27 protein-coding genes are annotated in these 22,387 nt (G+C 56.8%); 18 read left to right on the forward strand and 9 right to left on the reverse strand.

The window, feature by feature from the left end:
* Positions 1–4 precede the first annotated feature (4 nt).
* Positions 5–958 (forward strand): chlorophyll synthase ChlG, encoded by a 954-nt coding sequence (chlG, locus tag DXY02_RS06020; RefSeq protein ID WP_114988479.1) that lies wholly within the window; start codon positions 5–7, stop codon positions 956–958.
* Positions 955–2,997 carry a transglycosylase domain-containing protein gene (locus DXY02_RS06025; protein WP_114988480.1) on the forward strand — a complete coding sequence of 681 codons (2,043 nt, stop codon included), beginning with the start codon at positions 955–957 and terminating at the stop codon, positions 2,995–2,997. Before chlG ends, DXY02_RS06025 begins: the two co-directional genes overlap by 4 nt.
* A gap of 9 nt (positions 2,998–3,006) precedes the next feature.
* On the opposite strand, the gene DXY02_RS06030 is transcribed toward DXY02_RS06025, so the two are convergent.
* Together DXY02_RS06030 and DXY02_RS06035 are read right to left on the reverse strand one after the other, a co-directional pair.
* Positions 3,007–4,311, reverse strand: a complete 1,305-nt coding sequence (locus tag DXY02_RS06030; protein WP_170951505.1) for a 16S rRNA (cytosine(967)-C(5))-methyltransferase — start codon at positions 4,309–4,311, stop codon at positions 3,007–3,009.
* 36 nt (positions 4,312–4,347) lie between these two features.
* Positions 4,348–4,728, reverse strand: a complete 381-nt coding sequence (locus DXY02_RS06035; RefSeq protein WP_244276173.1) for an MGMT family protein — start codon at positions 4,726–4,728, stop codon at positions 4,348–4,350.
* Positions 4,729–4,811: 83 nt separating this feature from the next.
* On the opposite strand from DXY02_RS06035, the gene trmH reads away from it, so the two are divergent.
* Together trmH and DXY02_RS12475 are read left to right on the forward strand one after the other, a co-directional pair.
* The gene (gene trmH / locus DXY02_RS06040) at positions 4,812–5,501 is read left to right on the forward strand and encodes a tRNA (guanosine(18)-2'-O)-methyltransferase TrmH (protein WP_114988482.1); all 690 of its coding nucleotides are present in this window, start codon (positions 4,812–4,814) and stop codon (positions 5,499–5,501) included.
* Between the two features lie 63 nt (positions 5,502–5,564).
* Entirely contained in the window at positions 5,565–5,738 is a 174-nt protein-coding gene (locus tag DXY02_RS12475) for a hypothetical protein (RefSeq protein WP_170951496.1), read from the forward strand.
* A gap of 2 nt (positions 5,739–5,740) precedes the next feature.
* Here DXY02_RS12475 and DXY02_RS06045 read toward each other — a convergent pair whose 3' ends face one another.
* Positions 5,741–5,956: a hypothetical protein gene (locus DXY02_RS06045; RefSeq protein ID WP_114988483.1), complete on the reverse strand. Its 216-nt coding sequence runs from the start codon at positions 5,954–5,956 to the stop codon at positions 5,741–5,743.
* A 19-nt stretch (positions 5,957–5,975) separates the two neighbouring features.
* Positions 5,976–6,848, reverse strand: coding sequence for an ABC transporter permease (locus tag DXY02_RS06050; RefSeq protein WP_244276174.1), 873 nt, complete (start codon positions 6,846–6,848; stop codon positions 5,976–5,978).
* A 29-nt stretch (positions 6,849–6,877) separates the two neighbouring features.
* Between DXY02_RS06050 and DXY02_RS06055 the strand changes: the two genes are divergently transcribed.
* Positions 6,878–7,147, forward strand: coding sequence for a hypothetical protein (locus tag DXY02_RS06055; RefSeq protein ID WP_137024441.1), 270 nt, complete (start codon positions 6,878–6,880; stop codon positions 7,145–7,147).
* A 73-nt stretch (positions 7,148–7,220) separates the two neighbouring features.
* Positions 7,221–7,616: a calcium-binding protein gene (locus DXY02_RS13145; protein ID WP_114988485.1), complete on the forward strand. Its 396-nt coding sequence runs from the start codon at positions 7,221–7,223 to the stop codon at positions 7,614–7,616.
* A gap of 6 nt (positions 7,617–7,622) precedes the next feature.
* On the opposite strand, the gene lepA is transcribed toward DXY02_RS13145, so the two are convergent.
* Positions 7,623–9,443, reverse strand: coding sequence for a translation elongation factor 4 (gene lepA / locus DXY02_RS06065; protein ID WP_114988486.1), 1,821 nt, complete (start codon positions 9,441–9,443; stop codon positions 7,623–7,625).
* Between the two features lie 71 nt (positions 9,444–9,514).
* On the opposite strand from lepA, the gene DXY02_RS06070 reads away from it, so the two are divergent.
* The gene (locus DXY02_RS06070; RefSeq protein ID WP_137024443.1) at positions 9,515–9,835 is read left to right on the forward strand and encodes a multidrug efflux SMR transporter; all 321 of its coding nucleotides are present in this window, start codon (positions 9,515–9,517) and stop codon (positions 9,833–9,835) included.
* Between the two features lie 3 nt (positions 9,836–9,838).
* On the opposite strand, the gene DXY02_RS06075 is transcribed toward DXY02_RS06070, so the two are convergent.
* Complete coding sequence (locus DXY02_RS06075) at positions 9,839–11,347, reverse strand: malate:quinone oxidoreductase (protein WP_114988488.1); 1,509 nt, start codon at positions 11,345–11,347, stop codon at positions 9,839–9,841.
* Positions 11,348–11,427: 80 nt separating this feature from the next.
* Between DXY02_RS06075 and DXY02_RS06080 the strand changes: the two genes are divergently transcribed.
* The 8 genes from DXY02_RS06080 to DXY02_RS12195 all read left to right on the forward strand — a co-directional run bounded on the left by DXY02_RS06080 (position 11,428) and on the right by DXY02_RS12195 (position 15,991).
* Positions 11,428–11,673 (forward strand): NifU family protein, encoded by a 246-nt coding sequence (locus DXY02_RS06080; RefSeq protein WP_011128549.1) that lies wholly within the window; start codon positions 11,428–11,430, stop codon positions 11,671–11,673.
* Complete coding sequence (locus DXY02_RS06085) at positions 11,670–11,972, forward strand: gamma-glutamylcyclotransferase (RefSeq protein WP_114988489.1); 303 nt, start codon at positions 11,670–11,672, stop codon at positions 11,970–11,972. The genes DXY02_RS06080 and DXY02_RS06085 overlap by 4 nt, the downstream gene beginning before the upstream one ends.
* A gap of 104 nt (positions 11,973–12,076) precedes the next feature.
* Complete coding sequence (locus DXY02_RS06090; protein ID WP_114988490.1) at positions 12,077–12,772, forward strand: GAF domain-containing protein; 696 nt, start codon at positions 12,077–12,079, stop codon at positions 12,770–12,772.
* A gap of 110 nt (positions 12,773–12,882) precedes the next feature.
* Positions 12,883–13,116, forward strand: coding sequence for a hypothetical protein (locus DXY02_RS06095; protein WP_114988491.1), 234 nt, complete (start codon positions 12,883–12,885; stop codon positions 13,114–13,116).
* 668 nt (positions 13,117–13,784) lie between these two features.
* Positions 13,785–13,925: a hypothetical protein gene (locus DXY02_RS12480; RefSeq protein WP_006850417.1), complete on the forward strand. Its 141-nt coding sequence runs from the start codon at positions 13,785–13,787 to the stop codon at positions 13,923–13,925.
* Between the two features lie 669 nt (positions 13,926–14,594).
* The gene (locus DXY02_RS12190) at positions 14,595–14,777 is read left to right on the forward strand and encodes a hypothetical protein (RefSeq protein WP_137024445.1); all 183 of its coding nucleotides are present in this window, start codon (positions 14,595–14,597) and stop codon (positions 14,775–14,777) included.
* A gap of 65 nt (positions 14,778–14,842) precedes the next feature.
* Positions 14,843–15,352, forward strand: a complete 510-nt coding sequence (locus DXY02_RS06110) for a hypothetical protein (RefSeq protein WP_114988494.1) — start codon at positions 14,843–14,845, stop codon at positions 15,350–15,352.
* A 126-nt stretch (positions 15,353–15,478) separates the two neighbouring features.
* Positions 15,479–15,991, forward strand: coding sequence for a hypothetical protein (locus DXY02_RS12195; protein WP_137024447.1), 513 nt, complete (start codon positions 15,479–15,481; stop codon positions 15,989–15,991).
* A gap of 86 nt (positions 15,992–16,077) precedes the next feature.
* On the opposite strand, the gene DXY02_RS13070 is transcribed toward DXY02_RS12195, so the two are convergent.
* On the reverse strand, positions 16,078–16,212 hold the full coding sequence (locus DXY02_RS13070; RefSeq protein ID WP_256377302.1) for a hypothetical protein: 135 nt from the start codon (positions 16,210–16,212) through the stop codon (positions 16,078–16,080).
* A gap of 969 nt (positions 16,213–17,181) precedes the next feature.
* Between DXY02_RS13070 and DXY02_RS12200 the strand changes: the two genes are divergently transcribed.
* Complete coding sequence (locus DXY02_RS12200; RefSeq protein ID WP_137024449.1) at positions 17,182–17,613, forward strand: hypothetical protein; 432 nt, start codon at positions 17,182–17,184, stop codon at positions 17,611–17,613.
* A 460-nt stretch (positions 17,614–18,073) separates the two neighbouring features.
* On the opposite strand, the gene DXY02_RS06115 is transcribed toward DXY02_RS12200, so the two are convergent.
* Complete coding sequence (locus DXY02_RS06115; RefSeq protein ID WP_114988495.1) at positions 18,074–18,496, reverse strand: glycine zipper 2TM domain-containing protein; 423 nt, start codon at positions 18,494–18,496, stop codon at positions 18,074–18,076.
* A 946-nt stretch (positions 18,497–19,442) separates the two neighbouring features.
* On the opposite strand from DXY02_RS06115, the gene DXY02_RS06120 reads away from it, so the two are divergent.
* Positions 19,443–20,102, forward strand: a complete 660-nt coding sequence (locus DXY02_RS06120; RefSeq protein ID WP_137024451.1) for a hypothetical protein — start codon at positions 19,443–19,445, stop codon at positions 20,100–20,102.
* Between the two features lie 425 nt (positions 20,103–20,527).
* On the forward strand, positions 20,528–20,701 hold the full coding sequence (locus DXY02_RS12485) for a hypothetical protein (RefSeq protein ID WP_170951497.1): 174 nt from the start codon (positions 20,528–20,530) through the stop codon (positions 20,699–20,701).
* 503 nt (positions 20,702–21,204) lie between these two features.
* Here DXY02_RS12485 and DXY02_RS06125 read toward each other — a convergent pair.
* Entirely contained in the window at positions 21,205–22,371 is a 1,167-nt protein-coding gene (locus DXY02_RS06125; RefSeq protein ID WP_114988497.1) for a phage integrase N-terminal SAM-like domain-containing protein, read from the reverse strand.
* Positions 22,372–22,387 lie beyond the last annotated feature (16 nt).

Here is a 22,387-nt window from a genome sequence, read left to right on the forward strand (position 1 = left end):
CTCTGTGAGCGACGCGCGACAGCTGCTTGGGATGAAAGGTGCCTCGGGCACCAACAACATCTGGAAGCTGCGGCTGCAGCTGATGAAACCGGTCACCTGGATCCCCTTGATCTGGGGTGTTATCTGTGGTGCCGCAGCCAGCGGCAACTACGAATGGCGTGTGGACCACGTGCTCGCCGCCTTCGCTTGCATGTTGATGAGCGGCCCCTTGCTGGCGGGCTTCACCCAGACCATCAACGACTACTACGACCGCGAGATTGACGCGATCAACGAGCCGTATCGGCCGATCCCGTCGGGAGCGATTCCCCTGGGCCAGGTGAAGCTGCAGATCTGGGTGCTTTTGCTCGCTGGTTTGGGCGTGTCCTACGGACTCGACCGCTGGGCCGGCCACACCATGCCAGTGGTGTTTCTGTTGGCGTTGGGTGGCTCGTTTGTGAGCTACATCTATTCAGCACCGCCGCTGAAGCTGAAGCAGAACGGTTGGCTGGGGAACTACGCCCTCGGCGCCAGCTACATCGCCCTGCCCTGGTGGGCCGGCCAGGCCCTGTTTGGGCAGCTGACCTGGGGCACTGCACTGCTCACCTTGGCCTACAGCCTTGCGGGTCTTGGCATCGCTGTCGTCAACGACTTCAAGAGCGTTGAGGGCGACCGCGAACTCGGGCTTCAGTCGTTGCCGGTGGTATTCGGCATCAAACGCGCCAGTTGGATCAGCGCCGCGATGATCGATGTTTTTCAGCTGGCGATGGTTGCCGTCTTGATCGGGATCGGCCAGCATTTCGCAGCTGTTCTGCTGGTTCTCTTGATCGTCCCCCAGATCACCTTCCAAGACTTCTGGCTGCTGAGAGATCCCGTGGCTTTTGACGTCAAATATCAGGCCAGTGCCCAACCCTTTCTTGTGCTCGGCATGTTGGTGACCGCTCTGGCCGTTGGCCACAGCCCCTTGACCCAAGTGATGTGAACCGTTCCCGCCTGCACTGGGCACTGATCGCTGGCACAGCAGCTGCAGTGGGCGTGGGCGCTGCTCTAAGCATGCGCGCCCTGACGGAACTGGTGGATGCCACGCTGCCGGATGCCCGCAGGATTGCCAGTTTCAATCGGCCGGGAACGATCACACTGCTCTCCACCAACGGGAAGGTGATCCAGAAGCTGGGGCCAGCAACGCGGGAGAAGGTCAAGTCCGGTGCGATGCCGCCAACGGTGGCTGAGGCCTTCATCGCCGCCGAAGACCGTCGCTTCTATCAGCACGATGGTGTGGATGGCTGGGGCATCGCCAGGGCCATCGTCACCAATGTCCGCCAAGGCGCCGTTCGAGAAGGGGCAAGCACCATCACCCAGCAACTGGCCCGAACCGTCTTTTTGAGCCAGGACCGCACGATCACCCGCAAACTCAAGGAAGCGGCTTTGGCCATGAAGCTGGAGCGTCAGCTGAGCAAGCAGCAGATCCTCGAGCAGTACCTCAACTACGTCTACCTGGGGTCCGGCGCCTATGGCGTTGCCGATGCGGCCTGGATCTACTTCTCCAAAACCCCGGCGCAGCTCACGGTTCCTGAGGCAGCCATGATCGCTGGGTTGCCGCCAGCTCCATCGATTTATTCACCCCTGGTGAACCCGGATCTGGCCAAGGAGCAGCGCTCGATCGTTCTGGATCGCATGGCCCAGGCCGGATTCATCTCCGCTAGCGAGGCAGAGCGCGGTCGCAACAGCCCCCTCGGACTGAAGCCCGCAACACCGAAGTACTTCAACAGTTCAGCGCCTTACTTCACCACCTGGATAGCCCAGGAGCTGCCCAAATTCTTAACGCCAGAACAACTGGAAGTGGGCGGGGTCAAGGTGCGCACCAGCCTGAATCTCGACTGGCAGAAGAAAGCTCAGCAGGTGATTCGAGCCAATGCCCCCTTCGACACGGAAGGTGCGATGGTTTCGATCGATCCCGGCAACGGACTGGTGCGGGTGATGGTGGGCGGCAAGGATTTCTCCAAGAGCCAGTTCAACCGCACCATCCTGGCGCTGCGCTCTCCGGGCTCAACCTTCAAGCTGTTTCCATACGCCGCAGCCATTGATCGGGGCATGAAGCCCGAAACCAAAGTGTTTGATGCCAAGCGGTGCTGGAACGGCTACTGCCCCAAAAACTTTGGCGACAAGTACTACGGCAACATCTCCCTGGCTGATGCCCTGAAGAACTCACTCAACACGGTGGCGGTTCAACTGCAGGACATCGTTGGATTTGATGCCGTCATTGAGGTTGCCAACAAATTCAACATCGGCACCGAACGACCTCTCGGCAAGTACTACCCCATGGCCATCGGGGCCTACGAGCAAACCATCCTCGACATGACCGCCGCTTATGCCGGCATGGCCAACCGCGGCGCGTTCTTCTCACCCAGCCCCTTTGAGGAAATCCGTGGACCGAAGAATGAACTGCTTTGGAGCCGGCGCCTGAGCGACAACCGAGGCAAGCGGGCGATTGATAGTGATGTGGCGGACACCATGAACTGGATGCTGCAGCGGGTGGTGACCGGCGGCACCGGCATCGCCGCCAAACTCGATGATCGACAGGTGGCGGGCAAAACGGGAACGTCAGAGAACACCCGTGATCTCTGGTTCATCGGCTCGATTCCTCAGCTCACAACAGGCGTCTGGTTCGGATACGACGACGACCGCGCCACAAAGAGCACCAGCGGGGAGGCGGCATGGGCTTGGAAACAGTTCATGCTTCAGATCAAGGACGAGATCCCCGTCCGAAACTTCCCCGACAAACCCAAGCTGAAACGCGAAGTGCGCTTGGCTGTTGACCCGAAAACGATCGCCAAACCACCGAAGACCAAACCAGAGCAGGAGAGGGGGAATGGCAGCGGCGATCCTGATGGAGCTCAACCGACGGAGCTGCCCGCGCTCACGCCTTTGACGCCTCCGCCTCGCCGGACCCCCTATCTCTGGAGAGACAGCTCGCCCGGCAGGAGCGTTGATCGCCAGGGACGTCGCTGGACCCGGGATTGATCCAAGGCCTTAAGCCCGCTTCAGCACAGCCGAATAGAAGCCATCTCCTCCGCTGGCTTGATCCGGCCAGAGCTGGCTCTCCTGCTCCAGGCAGACCGATGGATGTCGCTTCAACAACGCCTGGATCTGTTTCTGATTTTCATCGGGATGAATGGTGCAGGTGGCGTACACCAACACACCTTGGGGAGCCAATAACGGCACAAGCCCGTCCAGGAGAGCTTGTTGTTGGGGCAAAAGACCACGAATGGATTGGGGCGTCACCCGCCAACGGGCATCGGGGTGACGGGCCAGGGTTCCCAGCCCTGAGCAGGGGGCATCGATCAGGATCCGCTGAAAGGATTCACGCCATTGGGGGCGCTGCTCCAAAAGATTGGCAGCATCCGCAGCCAGGGCATTGATGGAGGCGAGGCCAAGCCGGGCGGCATTGGCTGCAACGCGCTTCAGCCGTCCGGCTGAACGGTCCACAGCCCAGATCTCCGCCTGATCTCCCACCAACTCCGCAACATGGGTAGCTTTGCCCCCCGGAGCCGCACAGGCATCCAAGATGCGATCTCCCGGCTGGGGATCGAGCAGAGGTGCAATCGATTGCGCCGAACAATCCTGCACACACCAATGGCCCTCGGCATAACCAGGCCAGTGGCGCAGATCGCCGCTGTGGCCTGAGATGCGCAGGCCGTCGGGACAACCAACGATGGGCTCGCTGTTGATGCCAGCGGCAGCCAGATCCTTCTGCACCTGCGAAGGGCTCGATCGCAACCGGTTCACCCGCAAATCCAGGTCCGGCACACGGTTGCAGGCGCTGGCCACCGCCGCGGCCCCCTCCGCCTCGCGCCATTCGATCAACAACTGGGTGAACCAATCCGGCAGGGAATGGGCCTGGGCGAGCTGAGCCGGCAAATCGTTGGGCAATGGGAGAGTTTCGCCGGCCTCACGCGTCCGCAGCGCCGCCCGAAGAACCCCGTTCACCACAGGGGCCAGCCGGGCCAATCCCTTGCTGGTTTTGGCCAATTCCACAGCGGTGTTCACCGCTGCTGAATCTGGAATCCGCTCCATCAACAGCAGTTGATAGAGCCCCACATGTAACAGCCAGCGCAGCTTGGGCGGTTGCTTCTCGGCCGGCACCTTGCCCAACCGATCCAACCAGGCATCGAGGGTGCGCCGTTGGCGGATCGCGCCATAGGCCAGCTCGGTCACCAATCCCCGATCCGGTGGCTTGAGGTCCCGCTCCCGCAGCACCCGCTCCAGCGCCACATCGGCATAGGCCCCAGCCGCAACCGCCTGCAACACATCCCAGGCGAGACGGCGCGGCAGCATTCCAATCGGAGCCGAATCAGACAAAAGCGACACGCATCAGTCCCCAGCATGGGCGTCCGGGTGCCAGAGGAACTGACGCAGCGGCAAGCGTCCTTCCTCATCCACCGGAATGCCCTCAGCCAGCAGAAGATCCCGCTGGATCCAGTCACTGCCCTCACGGCTGAGGCTCATCGAAATCCGGCCCTGAGCATTCACCACGCGGTGCCAGGGAACGCTGGAGGGGAGCTTGAGCCGCCGCAAGGCCCAACCCACCTGACGCGCACAACCAAAGGCACCGATCAAATCAGCGATCTGGCCGTAGGTCGCCAACCGACCGTAGGAAATACGGGCCACCTGGCTCCAGACACGCTGATCAAACGTGCCGCCGGAGACGTACGGTTCAACGGAGGGATCCTTGGGCGGGATCTGGATGGCCACGGAAGCGATGACTTCTTGATTGTCGTTCCAGACCCCAAAGCATGGAAGGACCCCACCTGTTGCTCTCTCCCGACTGACCGCCCATGCCCCTGCTGCCGCGACGGTTTGAGCGGCTGAAATCCGTGCTCAACCACCGCATGGCGGATCTCACGGTGCTGCTCGAACACGTGGAGAAACCGCACAACCTCTCTGCCATCCTGCGCAGCTGTGATGCCGTTGGCGCGCTGGAGGCCCACGCGGTGAGTTTTGACGGGCGACCACGCACGTTCAACAGCACGGCCCAGGGCAGCCAGAAATGGGTGCCTCTGCACGACCATCCCGACACCGAAACAGCCATCCGCCATCTCAAAGCGAAAGGGTTCCGGCTCTACGGAACCCATCTCGGGGTGGATGCCAAGGACTACCGGGAGTGCGACTTCACCGGCCCCACAGCCTTCGTGCTCGGGGCCGAGAAATGGGGGCTGACCGATCAAGCCCGGGACCTGATGGATGAAGCGCTGTTCATCCCGATGCGCGGCATGGTTCAGTCCCTGAACGTTTCGGTCGCCACTGCAACCCTGCTGTTTGAGGCGCTACGCCAACGCCAGGTGGCCGGACTGGCTCCAACCCAGGGCGAAGGTCTGAAGCCAAAGCAGTACCAGCAGTTGCTGTTTGAGTGGTCCTACCCCGAGGTGGCCCGCTGGTGCCGGGAGCAGGAACGGCCCTACCCCGCCTTGAGTGAGGAGGGAGAGCTGATGGAGGAGTTGCCGCGAACTGTGAAGCTGCGCTGCTGATCCAAGGGAAGACTTGTATCTCAATGAACCCTGGGCCATAACCAAAGCAGCGGATTGTCAGCAATGGACAACAAACAGCTGAACCAGTACGCGGTCACCTACCACTGCGGCAACGAATGGGGCGAAGAAATGCTCCAGTCCGACGATCTCAGCCATGCCGTGGAAGCGGCCCACGCCATCTTCCCCAGCTCCTGCCGGATTTCGATCCGTGAGGTGAAGGCACCGAAACCAGCCTGAGATCACCGCGGTCGCCGCGGCACTCCAGGCAACTGAACCGCGGCGATCAACACCGCCGTTTCCAGCAGCAGATTTCGGCTGACCAGCACCACCACCAACATCAAGGTGGTGGCCAGGATCCGCTCGAGCAAGGCGATCACGTCATCGGTGCTGTCGCAGCTTTTTTTCCAGAGCAGCGCGGCCATACTCAGCAACAGCAAGCTGATCCACCAGGCCATCAAACCCGTACCGATGGGATCAGTCTGACGCGGGTCGGGCTTCTGCGCCGCTCACCCAGGCCTCAATGCCTTCCCCAAGGAAGGACAGCCCCAGCACCAGCACAAACATCGCCAAGCCAGGGAACAGCGCGGTCCACCACACCCCTGTGGGCACTGCGGCAAGAGCCAGGTTGAGATCACCACCCCATTCAGGCACGGTCTCCGGCAGACCCAGGCCAAGAAATCCCAGTCCCCCCAGCACCAGCACCGCATCGGCGGCATTGAGGGTGAGCAGCACCGGCACAGAGGTGATCACGTTGCGGAACAGGTAGCGCCGCAGGATCCAGAGCGGGCCCGCCCCGAGGCTCTGGGCGGCCTCCACAAACAGCTCGCTCTTCACCTGGGCGGTTTGATTGCGCACCACGCGGAAATACTGCGGCACGTACACCACACAAAGGGCAGCGGCGGCATTGGGAATGCCCTTGCCCAGCAGAAAGGCCAACACCACTGAAAGCAACAACACCGGCAGTGTGTAGAGCGTGTCCATCAACAGCACCATCAGGCGATCGACACCACCGCCGAAATAACCACTCACCATGCCCAGAGCCACACCCACCAGCAGAGCCACACCCACCGCCAGCAACACCACCTGAAGCGCCACTCCACTGCCGGCCATGGTGCGCACACACACATCCCGGCCGAGCCGGTCAGTGCCGCACCAATGGGTCCAGCTGGGGGCGGAATAGATCGGGTTCTCCAGGCCGGCATTGGCGTCCGGAAGGATGCCAGCACTCACCAACAAGGGCGTGATCAAGGCCACCAGCAGGTAAATCCCCACAATCACCAGGCCCCAACGGGCCATACGGGTGGAGAGGCTGCGGGTCACGGGCAGGTTGGCCTCAGGCAGATGCATTGTCTCCCGAACCGCGGAAAAATGAAGCCATGGCGTCCCGTTACCGCTGGCGACAACAGCTGCTGGGCAGCCTGCAAGGGCAGCTGCAGCTGGCCACCTATCTGGTGGTCTTCCTCGGCTTCACCGGGGCCTCATCGGTGGGGCTATTGATCGGTCAGCGCAATCTGCTGGCAAACGACCAGCAGTTAGCTCTCCAAAGCATCGCACTCTGCGACAAAGCCATCCGTGGCCTGCAAGACGACCCAGCCCGGCTCGAACAGGAGTTGCTGTTCCACTCCAACGCCAACACCAGCCTCTGAATCGAAGACAACAGCGGAACGCTGCTGCGGCCGCTTCCACCGATCCCTTTCGGACGCCGCCATCCAAACCGCCATGGCCACCAACCCCGGCCGTGAGCCGGGGTTGCAGCGCACGATCGACATCGGCAATGACGGCAGTGATCACCTACGAGGAGGCCCTGGAAACGACACCCTCATGGGTGGCAATGGCGATGATGTGTTGATTGGGCAAGAGGTCAACGATTCAATGATGGGAGGCGAAGGCGACAATCAATATTTGCCGGGATCAGGCAACTCAACCATCAAAGGAGGTAACGGAGTTGATGTTATTTACATCAACCAAAACGAAGCAGATATTAGCGGTAAAAACAGTTGCTCTCGTACAGGCTTTTTACTGAAATTCACAGAAAACGTGACAGAAAGCAGCATTAATGCCGAATCAATTGAGGTCTTAATTTTCAAGGATGGTCGTTACGACATCACCAACTGATAAAAATCAGCTCCCCCCACCATCGTTGAGTTTGAGCACAGCCATGAAGGCCTCCTGAGGCACATCCACCTTGCCCATGGCCTTCATTCGTTTCTTGCCCTTGGCCTGCTTCTTCAGCAGTTTCTTCTTCCGTGAAATGTCGCCGCCGTAGCACTTGGCGAGCACATCTTTGCGGATGGCACTGATGCTGGTGGAGGCAATGATCCGGCTGCCGATTGAGGCCTGAATCGGAATCTTGAACTGCTGGCGGGGAATCAGTTCCTTGAGTTTCTCCACCAACGCCTTGCCCACGTTGTAGGCCTTGTCTTGGTGGACGATCGTGGTGAGAGCATCGGCTCGCTCACCGTTGATCAGCACATCGAGACGCACCAACTGGTTCTTGCGGTAGCCGATCAGGCTGTATTCCATGGAGGCATAGCCCTGGGTTCGCGTCTTCATCTGATCGAAGAAGTCGGTCACCACCTCCGCCAGCGGTAATTCGTAGATCAACGTCACCCGGTCGGTGGTGATGTATTTCATGTCGATGTAGTCACCACGCCGTTCCTGGCAGAGGCCCATCAAGGCGCCGTTGTAATCGTTCGGCGCGTAGATCTCCATGCGCACATAGGGCTCTTCAATCGACTCTCGCTTCTGTGGATCCGGAAGCGTGGCGGGGTTGTCCACCATCACCTCGGAGCCATCGATCATGTTCACCTTGTAGATCACCGACGGAGCGGTGACGATCAGATCGAGGTCGTACTCGCGCTCCAGCCGCTCCTGCACGATCTCCATGTGCAGGAGGCCAAGGAAGCCGCAGCGGAAGCCGAAGCCCATGGCGCTGCTGGTTTCCGGCTCGTACTTCAACGCCGCATCCGAAAGCTGCAGCTTGTCGAGGGCATCGCGCAGATCCGGGTACTGATCAGCCTCGGTGGGGAAGAGGCCGCAGAACACCATCGGCTTGGCCTCGGTGTAACCGGGCAAAGGCTCATCGGCCGGTGCGTTCACCAGGGTGATCGTGTCGCCCACACGGGCATCAGCCACGGCCTTGATCGACGCCGCGAGATAACCCACCTCACCGGCGTGGAGCTCATCTACCTTCTTCTGATCCGGCGCCATGATCCCGATCTCATCGAGCTCATAGGTCTTCTTGCTGGCCATCAACAGCACTTTGTCTTTGCAGTTGATCCGGCCACTCATCACCCGGAAGTAGACAATCACGCCCCGGTAGGGGTCGTAATAGGAGTCGAAAATCAGGGCCTTGGTGGGCTCCTCCACCGCATCCTTCGGCGGGGGCACACGGTCCACCACCGCCTGCAGGATCTCGGGCACACCCATGCCCGTCTTGGCTGAGCAGGGGATGGCGTTGCTGCAATCGAGGCCGATGATCGCCTCTACCTCTTCCTTGATCCGATCCGGATCAGCACCGGGAAGATCGATCTTGTTGAGCACTGGAATGATCTCGAGATCGTTGTCCAGCGCCAGATACACATTGGCCAGGGTCTGGGCTTCCACGCCCTGGCTGGCGTCCACCACAAGGAGCGCCCCTTCACAGGCCTGCAGGCTGCGGCTCACCTCGTATGAGAAGTCCACGTGGCCTGGGGTATCGATCAGGTTGAGGACGTACTCCTCCCCATCGGCCGCCGTGTAGTTCATCCGGGCGGCCTGGAGCTTGATCGTGATTCCCCGCTCCCGCTCCAGATCCATGTTGTCCAGGAACTGGTCCTGCATGTCCCGGTTGGCCACGGTGCCCGTGTCCTGCAGCAAGCGGTCGGCCAGGGTCGACTTGCCGTGGTCGATGTGGGCAATGATGCAGAAGTTGCGGATCCGTGAGACGGGGGCGTCGGTCATGCAGCAGCGGAATCCCGTCTCGGGTCCAGTAAGCATCGTTGCCACAATCCTAAGGAGCGGCACCAGTGGTCATGAGCAATCCCTGGACCCTGCTGCTGCTAGCGATCAGTGCTGAGGTGATCGGCACCTCCTGCCTGCGATTGTCGGAGGGCATGACCCGACCGCTGCCCACGCTGCTGGTTTTCAGCGCCTACGCCCTTGCGATGGCCCTGCTCTCCAAGGTGGTGCTGAGCATCCCCCTGGGGATTACGTATGCCATCTGGAGCGGCATCGGCACTGTTGTAATCGTGCTGGTGGGCCGGTTTGCCTATAGCCAGATGCTGCAGCCAGCCCAGTTGATCGGCATCGGCCTGATCACCGCCGGAGTGGTGTTGGTGAACCTGGGAGAATGACGCTCAGGCGGCGAGCCCCAGCAGGGCATCGCTGCGTTCCCGCATCCGGTTCAGCACCTGCGGATCCTGCTGCGGGTCTTCATGGATGCTGGGCAACAGCGCTTGCAGGCGTTGCTGCCAGGAATCGCTGTCGAGCCGTTTCTTGAAACAGCGCTGCAGCACCTCCAACATGATCGTCACCGCTGTGCTCGCTCCCGGAGAGGCCCCCAGCAGCGCCGCCAGGGAGCCATCGCCAGAGGCCACCACCTCGGTTCCCAGCTGCAGCCGTCCGCCCTGCTTGCTGCGTTTGATGATCTGCACCCGCTGGCCCGCCACCGAGAGGGTCCAGTCGTCGGCGCGGGCGGTGGGCATGAACTGCTGCAGCGCCTCATGCCTCTCTGCTGGGCTCTGGCGCAGCTGATTTATCAGGTACTGCACCAATTCGAAATTGGTGGCCCCCACCTGCAGCATCGGCAGCAAATTGGTGGCCCGCACAGAAGCAGGGAGGTCCAACAGTGAACCCTGCTTGAGGAACTTGCTGCTGAAGCCGGCAAAGGGGCCGAACAGCAGAGAGCGTTTGCCATCGATCCAGCGGGTGTCGAGGTGGGGCACCGACATCGGTGGGGCTCCCACAGCCGCCTTGCCGTACACCTTGGCCCGCTGACGATCCGCCAGCTGGGCATCACCGCAGACCAACCAGAGCCCGCTCACCGGGAAGCCCGCAAAATCAGCCGCCTCCGGAATCCCGGAGCGTTGCAGCAGCGGCAGGGCACCACCCCCGGCACCAAGGAAGACAAAGGGTGAACGCACTTCTTTTTTGCCTGAGGGCCCCTTGAGCACCACGCGCCAGTCGGCCTCAGTCATGTCGCTGCGACGCAGGCGTTTGAGGTCTTGAACCTGGGTGCCGTACTCCACGCTGAGCGCTCCGCTCTGCTGCAACGGCATCAGATATGCCCGCGTGAGGGTGCCGAAATCCACATCCGTACCCCGGTCAATCCGGGTGGCCGCCACCGGCTGCTTGAGATCGCGACCTGCCATCACCAGGGGCATCCATTCGGTGAGCTCGCTCTGGTCTTCGCTCCAGCGCATCCGCGCAAAGGCCGGTAGGTCTTTCAGTTGGCTGAAGCGTTGACGCAGAAAGGCAATGTTCTCCGGCGTCCACACTGCGCTGATGTGAGCAGCCTGGTGGAGGAAGCTGCTGGTGTCGAGATCGCCCCGCTCCTGGAGTGAGCTCCAGAACTCTAGGCTGCGTTCAAACGAGGCATTGATCGCCACAGCTTTAGCTGTCTCGACGGTGCCATCCGCCTGCATCGGGGTGTAGTTCAGCTCGCAGTTGGCGGCATGGCCGGTGCCGGCATTGTTCACCGCTGCGCTGCTCTCCAGGGCAGGCGCTTCCAGGCGCTCCACCAGAAGAATCCGCAGCTGGGGGTCGAGTTCATGCAGCAGCGCCGCCAGAGTGGCGCTCATGATTCCGGCGCCCACCAGCACGGCGTCATAACGGGCCTCTGGATTGAACGAACCGTCGTGCTGCACCGGAACTGGAGGGTTAACCGCTCTCGTCACCCTATGGGGCCACTCCGTAACCTTGGGACCTTGATGTCTGGTTCATCCCGATGAGCACTGAAACCATGGCCCTCACGCTTGAGAACGTGGAGAAGGTGCTGGATGAGCTGCGCCCCTTCCTGATGGCTGACGGCGGCAACGTTGAAGTGGTGGAACTGGACGGACCAATCGTGAAGGTGAGACTGCAGGGAGCCTGCGGCAGCTGCCCCAGCAGCACGATGACCTTGAAGATGGGTATCGAACGCAAGATGCGCGAGTCGATCCCCGAAGTGAGTGAAGTGGTGCAAGTGCTCTGAGGCGCCTCTTCGTCTACGGATCACTCAAAAGCAACGGCAGCGCCCATCACTTGCTGAAGGGCGCCAAACGAGACAGCGACGGCATCGTTGACGACTTCATCGAGATCCAGCACCGGGGCTACCCGATGCTGCAGCAAGGAAATGGGGCCATTTCAGGAGAGGTGTACTGGGTGCCCGAGCCTTGCTGGCCCGCCTTGGATGATTGGGAGGAGGTGCCTGAGGTGTATCAATGCAGCAGCGCGACCCTCAGGGATGGCCGCAGCGTATGGCTCTATGAAGCAGCCCCAAATATTAATTAATCGAAGAAAGTAAAATCCACAAACCTAAATTTTTCGCACTGCACATTTACAGAAAATAAAAAAATGATGCCTTAGACCATTGGCATACCAAGTGAGGTGGGCCGATGCAGGCAGCACCCAAACCGATCAACGAAGCAGCCAGGCTGAGATCACTCAGTGAATATCGAATTCTGGGAACGAAGCCTGAACAAGCCTTTGACAACATCACCCGGATGGCCTCAGAGATCTGCCAATCTCCGATTGCCCTGATCTCCTTGGTGGACGAGAAACGTCAGTGGTTCAAATCGAAGGTGGGCCTTGAGGCCAGCGAAACCGAGCGGGATATCTCCTTCTGTGCCCATACGATCCTCGATTCCAAACCTCTGGTGGTGGAGGACGCGCTGTTTGATGAGAAATTCCGCGACAACCCACTCGTTCAGGAAGAACCCCACATCCGGCTTTATGCGGGCTTCCCCCTGAAAACAGACATCAACCACCGCATTGGAACGCTTTGCGTGATTGATCGCATTCCCAAATCACTCACAAATTCGCAATACAAGGTGATGGAAGGCCTGGCGGAACAGGCCACCACACTTTTGGAACTCAGACGCCGATCCCTGGCCCTGATGGATGAGTTCTGTCAGATGCATCACGCCCAAGGCTTAATCACCACCTGCAGCTACTGCAAATCGATCCGCGACAGCGAGGGGTTCTGGCAGCCGATCGAACGATTCCTGATGCAGCACAGCACGCTGAATTTCAGCCATGGCATCTGTCCCGAATGCATGAACGAGCATTTTCCCGACGTGCAAAGCAGTTGAGCGGAGTCGTCGAACAATCAGCGGGGAGGCAATTGGAACCGGGCGCTTGGATCAGCGCCATCACACCCTTGACATCGCCGGAAAATAAGAGGTAGTTCCAGTCATACGTCATGCGTATTGCAGATTTTCTGTATCGCAAGCTCGGACTGAATATCTTCAAGGCAGCACCACACCTGAGGACACAAACACCTGAGGTTCCAGCCCCCGCCGAGGATGAGCCAGAACTTCTGGAGCCACCAACCCCGATCAATACATCAAGCACCGATATGATTCACATCGGGCCACGGGGTGGTCGTTACAAGGTGGATGCCAAAGGCCGCAAGGTCTACCTCAAAGCCAGTTGATGTCGTCCAAACCGACAGATTGGACGACAAGCTGAGTTGAAATACTGATCAATTTGGTTCGGTAGCAAACACAACCACCGTCCATTCAGCCTGCACGACAGAGTTGAATCAGATCGGGAGCTCAAGGTGAACGCTGGTCCTGCTTGCCCCATCCGCTTTGGCACCGGGAACAATCCAAAGGAAGCTCTCGCCGATCAATGCCTGACGGCCGCAGAAATCGAATGGCGACGTTGGTCGGGCTGGCAGATGGAACGAACCGCTGAAAAACAGTTCAGAAAAAGGTGGGTATGAGTCGTTGAGCAAGAAGCGAAGACCCTGAAGAGCGACGACGCCACTGCCAACGTGGCGACACCGATCCTTTGGCTCACGCCATTGCCGTGACCTTGCGTGACCTCTGCCCTGCCCTGCCCTGCAGAACAAGACCTACTTCAACTAGGACGCACTACTCCTTGCACAAGCTCAGATCGCATGCAGCGCAATGGTTCTCAAAGAGGAGACAAGAAAGCTTTAGTCACACCTTTAGTCACGGAATTTGGTCGACACAGTCAGCCGACAACACCCTGAGCCATGACACCCAAAAGTAACAAGCAATACATAATTCGAGAAAGAACGTAACCGCACGAACACGTTCACTGGGTTACAAAGAGGCTGCTATTGGCTCTTCTGTCATGTTCGAAAAGCTTGTTGTCATTCAGCTTGGCGCTCTTCTCTTCGCCAACACTCATGATCACGGCACGGAATGGGTGAAGTGGGGAGGCATCGTGGTTTCTATTGCGACTGTTGTTGTGGGGGTAGCCACTGGAGGCTGATCAACAATTGATCGACCAATCCTGAACAAGCGAGCTAGGCCGTCTCTTCCACCTGGGAGGGGCGGCCCTCCTCTATGGCCCTTGTGCAGCAGGCAGCTGGCAGCTGGCACTGCAATCAAAGCTGGGTTGGCTTGGAGGAATGCTGGTACAGCGATTGAGCCACTACCCAGTCCTGCGAAATTTCAAAAACAGGAGGGGCATGGGGGGCTTTCAGGTCCATGCCAGTACGTAGACGGGCCTCAGAAATTTCTGCTGGAGTTTGGACGGGGTAGCGAGGTCGATTGAAGCGTCGTCAAATGGGTAAACACTGATCTCGTGACTCACATCTGCACGAGGATCTGAACCGCTGGCATCATTTCCAAAACGGTTGCGACCTATGTCCCTCCGGAAGAACTTTGACTCGTTCACACCACAGCAAAAGCTGCGAGATGCAGAGGAGGAGTACGTGCAGGCCGTCTACAGGCTCAGGTCAGCAGAAGAGGCATATGAGCAAATCGTCAGTGACCTGAAGCGGGAGATGGATTTCCTATTCCGCAAGGTTGGGCATTACCGGCACTGCCTCTATGCAGGTAAGCCGTTGGAGGAGTATTTGGAATATTCCGCAGCTTCTGCTGATAGGCGTTGCCCCAAGCCTGCTTGGGTCTGATTTAAACGCTCGCCAGGTATCAAATGACGCAACCCGGGCCTGATAACGCCGTTGGCTTCATCGAAATGAAATCTCCTATCTCCTACATCTTTGGCAGCGTGATCGTCGCGATCATGTTCTTGGCTGTTTTCGTTGGAGGCGCCAACGCTGTTGACTGCACTCGCAGCCAGTCAGCTGAAGCATTCGCTGCAAAGGGCCACCACTGAGCCTGATCCTGCCGAGGGTCTGAATTGCTACCGCTGACATCCTTGACTCCGGCCTTAATAGACCAATGAAAGTGCGACGCTGGATTTCCTCGGCTGTGCTTGTTGTCGCGGTTGGCCTAGGAGCTCGGGCTTACTACAGCCATGCAGACGCGTTCCTCTCAACAAAGTCGGCTAGAGGTGATGCTGCTTCTTCTGCGTTAACCGACAAGCAGGGCAAATCCCACTTTGATTTCAAGAGTGCCGGGATCATCTCTGACTTCAAGAGGTGCGACTGGACTCGTGCCCAACTCAACAAGGCTGAACCGGGGAAAGGAGACAAACATTTCAAATGTGAAGAGCTCAAGGCTTATGTGGAGCCTGCTGAAAGGCTGAAGGCCGCTTCACGTCAGGGCTTGGTTCAAAACTGTGAGCAGGCAATCAAAGCTGCTCTGTGGGATCCAGGGAGCTATGTCTTCGTAGATCACCTGTACGTCGCCAACGAAAGCAACGGTGTCGATGTTCGTGTGACCTACTTGGAAAACGACGGTTATGGCGGTCTTGATCAGTGGCAAACAACCTGCAGCTACCAACTGTGATCCAACGTCGATCAAGTTGGGCATTACGCACTCCAACTGATCTGGCGACCCACTTCCTTTCCCGCTGCGTAGTACAGAAGCACATGGGCTGGGCGCCAGAAGCGAGATCAAGGCACAATCAGAGGTATGAAAAGACTTCCGCTGCTTCTGCCCCTGCTGTTGCTGGCTGCTTGTAAACCGGCGGAACCGACAGCCGCTCAGGTAGCAGAAAAACTTCAAGCGCAGATCAACGAACTTCTCGAAGAGGTGGACGAGAGGCTTGAAGAGGTCGCAGACCTTGACCTCGATGGGCGGTGCGCCAACAGCGGAAGGATCACTGCAGGGATGGACTTGCTTGTTCCTCGATACCGAGCGTTTGCAGTCCTGATGGATGAACTAGGAGATATGGAGCAAGCCTTACTGGCAGGGGGAGCAGCCAATCAATTCGCATTGGATGTCCAAAAAATCAGACGCGACTGCGCCACTCGGGTCACAGCCCCTTCAACTCAACCTGAGTCTTCAGTAAGTCAAGCGCCGGATAAACCGGTTTCAGAGGTTAAGGATATGGCCTCTGAGACAAGTACTGAGGAGAACCCTCCAGAACAGTCTTCAGCTTCTGACCCAACCTCGCGCCGTACATCAGGTCAATCTCAATTTTGACGTCAACCCGCCTCAGGAACGCAGAATTCAAGCTCTCGGAACAATGTGGGTAACGAGTCAGCGTTAACCCAGTTAATGAAGCCTATTTAGCTGGTTTCCCAAGTCACGATGACCGCCATGGCGGCGAAGAAAAGGAACGTCAACCAGTTACCGCCAGCAGCGGTTACAAACATTGCCGCAATGAGCACCGCGCTCATTGCGACCTTCAGGCGGACGTCCATACAAAGCTGATTCCTTATCTCAGTTTCGCGTGTGGCGTTGGGCCAGTAGGCGTTAGAAGGACATACGACGACTTTCTGTAGCCATCTCGACCTGCTTATCTGACCTTCACGGAAGAAATCCTTGATCCCAAAGCTCTCCGAAAAATGGTGTGCAACACCACTGGAGACTCCCTATCAATGGTTCCTGCGACATCTCCTCTTACGGCTGAGTGAGCCATCGCAGCAGCACGGGAGAGCGACCCGTGGCTGGCAGACAATCCAGCCCTCATCCCACGGCAACTGTGGATGGGGCTTGCTTTCTGCGCTTAACCCCGACTTCCAATAACGGGAAAGATTCAGTGCATTGCACTTGATTGCACAACTTCTCGCCAGCGTTAGGGAACGGACCGCATCGCTCGGGGCGAACATCTTTCTCCTCGCGGTTCCGTAGTCCCGCATCTTTAATTCGGCAACGGCTGTTGGAAGTCAGCCCCACCGATAGAGAGGGCTGACATCACGCAATTAATCAGACATCACTAGGGTCTTGCCCCGCAGAGCTGCGGATTCTCTGGACTGCTCATCTGGAGAAAAAGACGGATGAGGCAGGGGGTGAGATCCCTGCCTTTTTATTGCGAGGGCTCATCCCACCTCAGGAACCCAGCCCATCTGCTTTTGCTACGACGGAGCCCAGAGCTTGTACTTCTCCTTCGTGGGCTCGCCTCACGGGCATAGCCCACTACACGAGTGAATTAGTGGTGCCCCTTATGACCAACTTGCTCGTGCTTTTCGCAAACCATCCACATCTCATACACCTGGGAGGGGCGGCCTCCCTCCTTGTCCTCTTTGCTGCGATACAGGACGAAATCGCATAACCGCGACCGGTGCCAGCTCTGGTGCAGATGGTGCCCGGGGGGATGCAGACCCCTCGGGCTTTACCTTCGTGCCCTGAATCGCTACCTTCCGCTGAGACTAGAAAGCCATGTCGTTGCGATGAAAATTTTTCTGACTTTATTTGCCGTATTTGGGATTGCAGCGTTCACACCCACATCAGTCCAATCAGAACAAAAAACAAGTGAAAACGATACTTTCAATTCGTTTTGGTCTGGGGCTTCGCAAGCCAGTGCGGGAGTGATTTGTCACGCATACAAGAAAGGAATGATTGAGGTAGATCAAGCTCTAGATTTGATATTTAATGAATATCTTGTCGCGTACAATATCGAGATGGATTCATGGGATCCAGGAATTGATTGGAAAGGTCAAAGCTTGGGCAGCTCTTTTGTGGCTTCTTTTCGCAAGGAGCTTGCTAGGGCTGGGTGCGAATCTCTGAATGCTCCTAACTATCTTTTTGCTACTGATGGGGACAGCAATGCAGTCACTGAATCTATTCAAAAATCAGTCAAAAGACGTGCTGAAGGCTTCTAAGGGGTCCTTTGCATAGAAATGCCTTCGGGGCATCCGAAGGCGCGTTGCTTGCCTAGGCACAACCGTTTGAAATTTGTTTAGTCGGAATTAGTGGCTTTTACGCGGTGCTACCTCTACCCCATTCATTTAAGCGGTCATTGAGAAGAGCAAAACTCAATTTAAGTAGCAAGTGATACGCAGGGTGCTGGGTCTCCAAAGTTATGACTTCGGTGCTCCAGTTGATTTGCACCTCTGAGAGCGGCGATATCACCTCTGTGTAGGCGGTGGTTTTGCTTGTCAAAAGCTGTGATTCAACATGCAGTGGGTGACGCTGCGGCACGTGATTGAGCTGGCTGAGGACAGCTAACGCCTGCGTCGCGCTTTGGCTTTTAAGGCTCGCTTGTTGCGCCAAACGGCGAGATAACCGCCGAGCCCTAATCCAACCAGCAGGAGAAGAGAACTCATGCGTGTTCAGAGAGCATTAACCACCATCTACCTGACAGCCGACCATTGCTCCTGCTGCAGCTCCAACAGGAACTCCCACCCAACGGCCTTTGTCCCTGGACAGAGCCGCGCCTAATCCTGCTCCAAGCAATCCACCAATCACACTCCCTTGGCTGCAGTCGTTGTTGTCGATATCGACTTCTTGGGATTTCTGCGTAAAGGCCTGAGTCGAGCTGCCAGAGCAGGCAATCTCTACCTTTTCAGTCCAATTCCGTACGTATCCAGGCCTGTCTTTTGTACCAGGTACGTATTCCTCCCTGTACTCGTCCCGAAAACACTTCGTACTACGCGAATAACCAGGTTGGGAAACGGTTTGGGCTTCTGCGCCTACAACGCCAACGAGCGGCGTAGCCGCTGTGCCAATCAGCAGGGACACAAGGAAAGGTTGAAGCGAGGGCATCGTGATTGTTCCTCTATAGAAAAGCTACTCCCATAGAGACGCCAAGCGCAGCTGATTGGAAGACACCGAAATGGGAAGTTATGGCACGCCAATGAGCCAAGTGAAGAAAGCTGCCGAGCGCCTTTCTCATCAACCTTCAGATCTCGACTACTAAACCCAAACAGGATTAAATATTATTTCACCAGATCACTCAAGTGATGTTGCTGGGCTGGCGAACTGCAGCGCTGATGCGCCAAAGACTTGTAGGCGCTCTTCTCAACCCTGCTCAATGATCTCCATCTCCCCTGGTCTAACCATTCTCTTAAAGCCACATCGACGCAGTTTTTATATCCTTCGTCGCTGTCAAACCTCTCCCAAGCAAAAGCTGAGGGAGCCGAAATGAGCAGAACAGAAAGGAGCACCGGCAGTCGCTTCACGTAAAACCCTCGAACCAAAGCTCAATATGGATTGAAATATCCTAGGCCGAAAAAGGATCGCAACTTTCACTAAGCGCCATACAATGCCAAAGGGTGAAGAGCGGCTGGACTCCGAGTATAAGAAAAAGCTATGTCACTTTGTGTCGAACACAGCAACGGTGTACGAGCAATGGATAGACATCAGGGTCTACAGCTTGATTCTGTCCCGCCCAATTCATGTCAAGGTGATCTGCTGCAGCTCATAGAGCAGATCACCTGAGCCAAGACCGCCATTTTCCTGGCCATCTCGTCTCACTTGCATTCATAGCAATGAATCGTGAATCGCGTCTACAACACTGGCCGGAGACGCAGCTCTGCATCCGCAAGCCAGAGAAGATCAATCAATAGATGGAGAAATGGGCGCTACTACAGAACCAATTGATCCTGCTGGCCAAGAGGAGGTCCAGAATGAGTAATGACAAAGTGATCCGAAAACGCCGATGACGAGTAGTAGGGCCAAAAAATGGGACTGGCGAACGAACAGCAAAGAAATGCTGTCCTGGATTGCCGAGGCTGTCGTTGGTAGTTCATCAGCTTGGGATAAAACTGATGACGACGAGATCGACCCCATCGCAGTTATGGGGAGAACGGATACTCGCTCTGACTGGGTTGGTGCAACTACACCAAAAGGAAACCGTGGAACAAGATCGCCCCAGCGGCCCGATCTGGCACGGCGCTACTTCATCAGCCGTGAACAATCACCTGTAGGCAACTTCTTCGAGAAAAAGAAACCAGAGTGGACGCGCGAACAGCAGATTGATGCATACCGCGACTACGTCTGGGATGAGTGGCTCCAGAAAGGGAACATGCCCGACGGGGCTGACCGTTGGTTACGTGCGCGTGCTGCAGAGGTAATTGCAGGCAAAACCATCGACTTGATTTCCGACTCCCGCGAGTTCAGCCGAAAAAATGGAGGGGGCTTCATCGGAGAAGGAGCTCCTTATGACTGCCACGGCCATGTAGTCCGAGCCTTAATCCTGATCAAGGCAGGACGGATCACCAAAGAGGATTACTTCGCTAGCCAGGCTGAATATCTCCTGAAGATGGAAGGCGATCCGATTGGATTGGCCTGGAAGCAGGAGGCCAAGGAAATCATCGCGGCACGTGAGGCGGCCCAAGAGGAATCCAAATCGGACCCATGGTCTGAGTAAAGCTGCTCTCAAATGATCTTTGTCGTGGCTTACTCGATACGGTTGAGCCCGTTAAGCCGTCCAAGGTTTTAAGACGAACCGAACGTTCTGTCTCGATCTACTCATTCAAGACTAATCCTGCTGCCTAGTTATTGGGTCAGCTGGAACCCATGACATGAGAGCAACCAAACTCACCACCGCTCCACAAGGCTTCGAGTACTACAGGGTCTGCGACAAAGAAGGTGTATGCCGCGTAGTCCGTGGGGTGTGGGCAGCCCAGCACCTCATAGAGGACATGCCTTACTTAACCGCCACCAAGACAAAACTCTTTCCAGTGGACTGGAGTTAGCGCTCAAGCAAAGCAACGTGGCATTAGCTAGTGGGTAGAGGCCGTTGCATCCAAAGCCAATTCCCCTTAAAAAGTGATCCACAGCTTCTGAGTCGCAATGGCCCGGGTCAAGTGGGACCAGATGACTGACGAAAGTCAGGCCATGATTAAGAAGGTCGGACTGATCAGCCTTGGTGGAGTCATCCTGTTGGCCTTCAGCAAGATTATTTTTCCCCTAGTCATGCTTGGTGGCGGCAGCTATGTCGCCTGGCGAGCCCTATTCAAGAAGTAGGTCATGGCTGATTCCCTGACCTGCTTGCTGAGGGACTGAGCCAAATCTCTTGCATTATAAAAATAGCAATTACATATTCACTTAGATTCGGTTTGGGAGGTGTTGCCACAGTCTCCGCCTGTAGCACTTACTCCGCAAACACGAATCCAATGAATACCTCAAAGAGGACGATTTCACTTGAGTTCATGGTGGTGCCGCTGTGTTAGGGCGTCACGCTGACGGGAATCAGATAACGGGTACTACTACAAGCTGCCTGAAGGCTTGTTCTCCCTGGCGTCTGATAACGCGGATGACGACTTACTCCCGAAGGTATTCAGAGTCAACCCTTTCTTTTACGTGGCTTCCAAACCACGAGTTTTTTTGATCATCTTTTCTTTGATGATGGTGGAAGCCTTCGGCTTTTCCCTTGTATTAATGTCCTATTGCTCAGAGCAGCCTAGAAGGCCCTACAGCAAGAGATAAGCGCTTTCTGATGGATTGATCATTAACCATAAATAGAGGTCTTAGAGAAGCTTTACAGCGCGTTTCAGCTCACTCCATGGCACAGCGCCATATGACATTGAAATTGAATTGGGTGTATGTCCAAGCAATGCAACAACAACAGCTTCATTCATATTATTAGACCGTAATACCGTTGCAGCACGGTCTCTAAAGCCTTTAGGAGTAAGTCCAAGCATTTTCCTACATGGCTTTGAAAGGTTGACACCCCAACGCTTGCTTGATTCCTGATACTGAGCTGGCCATAAAAGCCCGTTCTTCTTTCGCAAATCGACAATCAAAGTCTTTAGCCGTGGATGAATTGGGATGGATCGCTCAGAGAACGAGGTTTTAAGAGGCCTCAACACGTTTGGGCGAATAAGAATCCGGTCTTCAAGTAAGTCTTCTGCTTGCAAGCCAGCAATCTCGGCAAGACGAGCACCCGTGAAAAACAGGAACTGAAAAATCTCCATCTGATCTCCCGCCCCCTCCCACTGCGATGGATCGGTGATAGTGATGTCAGACTTTCTGGCCTTGACGACCTTGATTCGTTTATTCAGTCCTCGAAAGACATGCGTGGAATCAGGCCGCAACTCACAAAGAACTGACCAAAGACCGCTCAAAAAAGCGAGTTGCGTTTTGACAGTTGAAGGATTGAGGCGTTCCAACAACCAGGATCGATAAGCAATGGCGTGTTGCTTTGTGGCAGCAGTTGGGTGAGTGATCCCCGCATACTCCAAGAACCCATCAAGGGCACTCTTCCAACTCATCTCGGTCCGCGCTGCAGGTGACTTCAACGCTTTGGCTTGCTGGATCAACACTTCCTTCGAGAGGTGTTGTCTAGGCGGCTCCTCCCCCCTCAGCACAGCCCCGTACCTGCTCTCTTGCTGGGGAGTGATCAGACCTTCCTCAACGGCGACACCCGAACCTTCAAGCAACAGATCGACAATTTCAAAATCTTTGAGGTCAAACCGTTGAGGCAGCGAATCAATCAGCTCCTCACCCGTGAGCAGCACCTCATTTCGGGCCTCAGCAATGAGCCGGTCGGTCTTGGCCGCAAAAGCTGGCGAGAGACGCTGGGCGACCCGATAGGTCAACCCCGCAGCTTCAACCCAAATCGTTTTGCCTATGACTGGCTGAACGTCCTTCGGGACGCCACGCTGCAACTGGTACCCATTGCGTGCTTTACGCACATATGTCGGATGCTTC

Source organism: Synechococcus sp. N19, from assembly GCF_900474045.1.
GTDB lineage: Bacteria > Cyanobacteriota > Cyanobacteriia > PCC-6307 > Cyanobiaceae > Parasynechococcus.

Coding starts and splice junctions, on each gene's coding strand:
- DXY02_RS06055 (WP_137024441.1), top strand. CDS start 6,878: ATGGCGTCCCGTTACCGCTGGCGACAACAGCTGCTGGGCAGCCTGCAA.
- DXY02_RS06045 (WP_114988483.1), bottom strand. CDS start 5,956: ATGGCCTGGTGGATCAGCTTGCTGTTGCTGAGTATGGCCGCGCTGCTC.
- DXY02_RS12200 (WP_137024449.1), top strand. CDS start 17,182: ATGAAAATTTTTCTGACTTTATTTGCCGTATTTGGGATTGCAGCGTTC.
- DXY02_RS06070 (WP_137024443.1), top strand. CDS start 9,515: ATGAGCAATCCCTGGACCCTGCTGCTGCTAGCGATCAGTGCTGAGGTG.
- DXY02_RS12475 (WP_170951496.1), top strand. CDS start 5,565: ATGGACAACAAACAGCTGAACCAGTACGCGGTCACCTACCACTGCGGC.
- DXY02_RS13145 (WP_114988485.1), top strand. CDS start 7,221: ATGGCCACCAACCCCGGCCGTGAGCCGGGGTTGCAGCGCACGATCGAC.
- DXY02_RS06115 (WP_114988495.1), bottom strand. CDS start 18,496: ATGCCCTCGCTTCAACCTTTCCTTGTGTCCCTGCTGATTGGCACAGCG.
- DXY02_RS06050 (WP_244276174.1), bottom strand. CDS start 6,848: ATGCATCTGCCTGAGGCCAACCTGCCCGTGACCCGCAGCCTCTCCACC.
- DXY02_RS06080 (WP_011128549.1), top strand. CDS start 11,428: ATGAGCACTGAAACCATGGCCCTCACGCTTGAGAACGTGGAGAAGGTG.
- DXY02_RS12195 (WP_137024447.1), top strand. CDS start 15,479: ATGAAAAGACTTCCGCTGCTTCTGCCCCTGCTGTTGCTGGCTGCTTGT.
- DXY02_RS12480 (WP_006850417.1), top strand. CDS start 13,785: ATGTTCGAAAAGCTTGTTGTCATTCAGCTTGGCGCTCTTCTCTTCGCC.
- DXY02_RS12485 (WP_170951497.1), top strand. CDS start 20,528: ATGGCCCGGGTCAAGTGGGACCAGATGACTGACGAAAGTCAGGCCATG.
- DXY02_RS06110 (WP_114988494.1), top strand. CDS start 14,843: ATGAAAGTGCGACGCTGGATTTCCTCGGCTGTGCTTGTTGTCGCGGTT.
- lepA (WP_114988486.1), bottom strand. CDS start 9,443: ATGACCGACGCCCCCGTCTCACGGATCCGCAACTTCTGCATCATTGCC.
- DXY02_RS06090 (WP_114988490.1), top strand. CDS start 12,077: ATGCAGGCAGCACCCAAACCGATCAACGAAGCAGCCAGGCTGAGATCA.
- DXY02_RS06030 (WP_170951505.1), bottom strand. CDS start 4,311: ATGCTGCCGCGCCGTCTCGCCTGGGATGTGTTGCAGGCGGTTGCGGCT.
- DXY02_RS12190 (WP_137024445.1), top strand. CDS start 14,595: ATGACGCAACCCGGGCCTGATAACGCCGTTGGCTTCATCGAAATGAAA.
- DXY02_RS13070 (WP_256377302.1), bottom strand. CDS start 16,212: ATGGACGTCCGCCTGAAGGTCGCAATGAGCGCGGTGCTCATTGCGGCA.
- trmH (WP_114988482.1), top strand. CDS start 4,812: ATGCCCCTGCTGCCGCGACGGTTTGAGCGGCTGAAATCCGTGCTCAAC.
- DXY02_RS06120 (WP_137024451.1), top strand. CDS start 19,443: ATGCTGTCCTGGATTGCCGAGGCTGTCGTTGGTAGTTCATCAGCTTGG.
- DXY02_RS06095 (WP_114988491.1), top strand. CDS start 12,883: ATGCGTATTGCAGATTTTCTGTATCGCAAGCTCGGACTGAATATCTTC.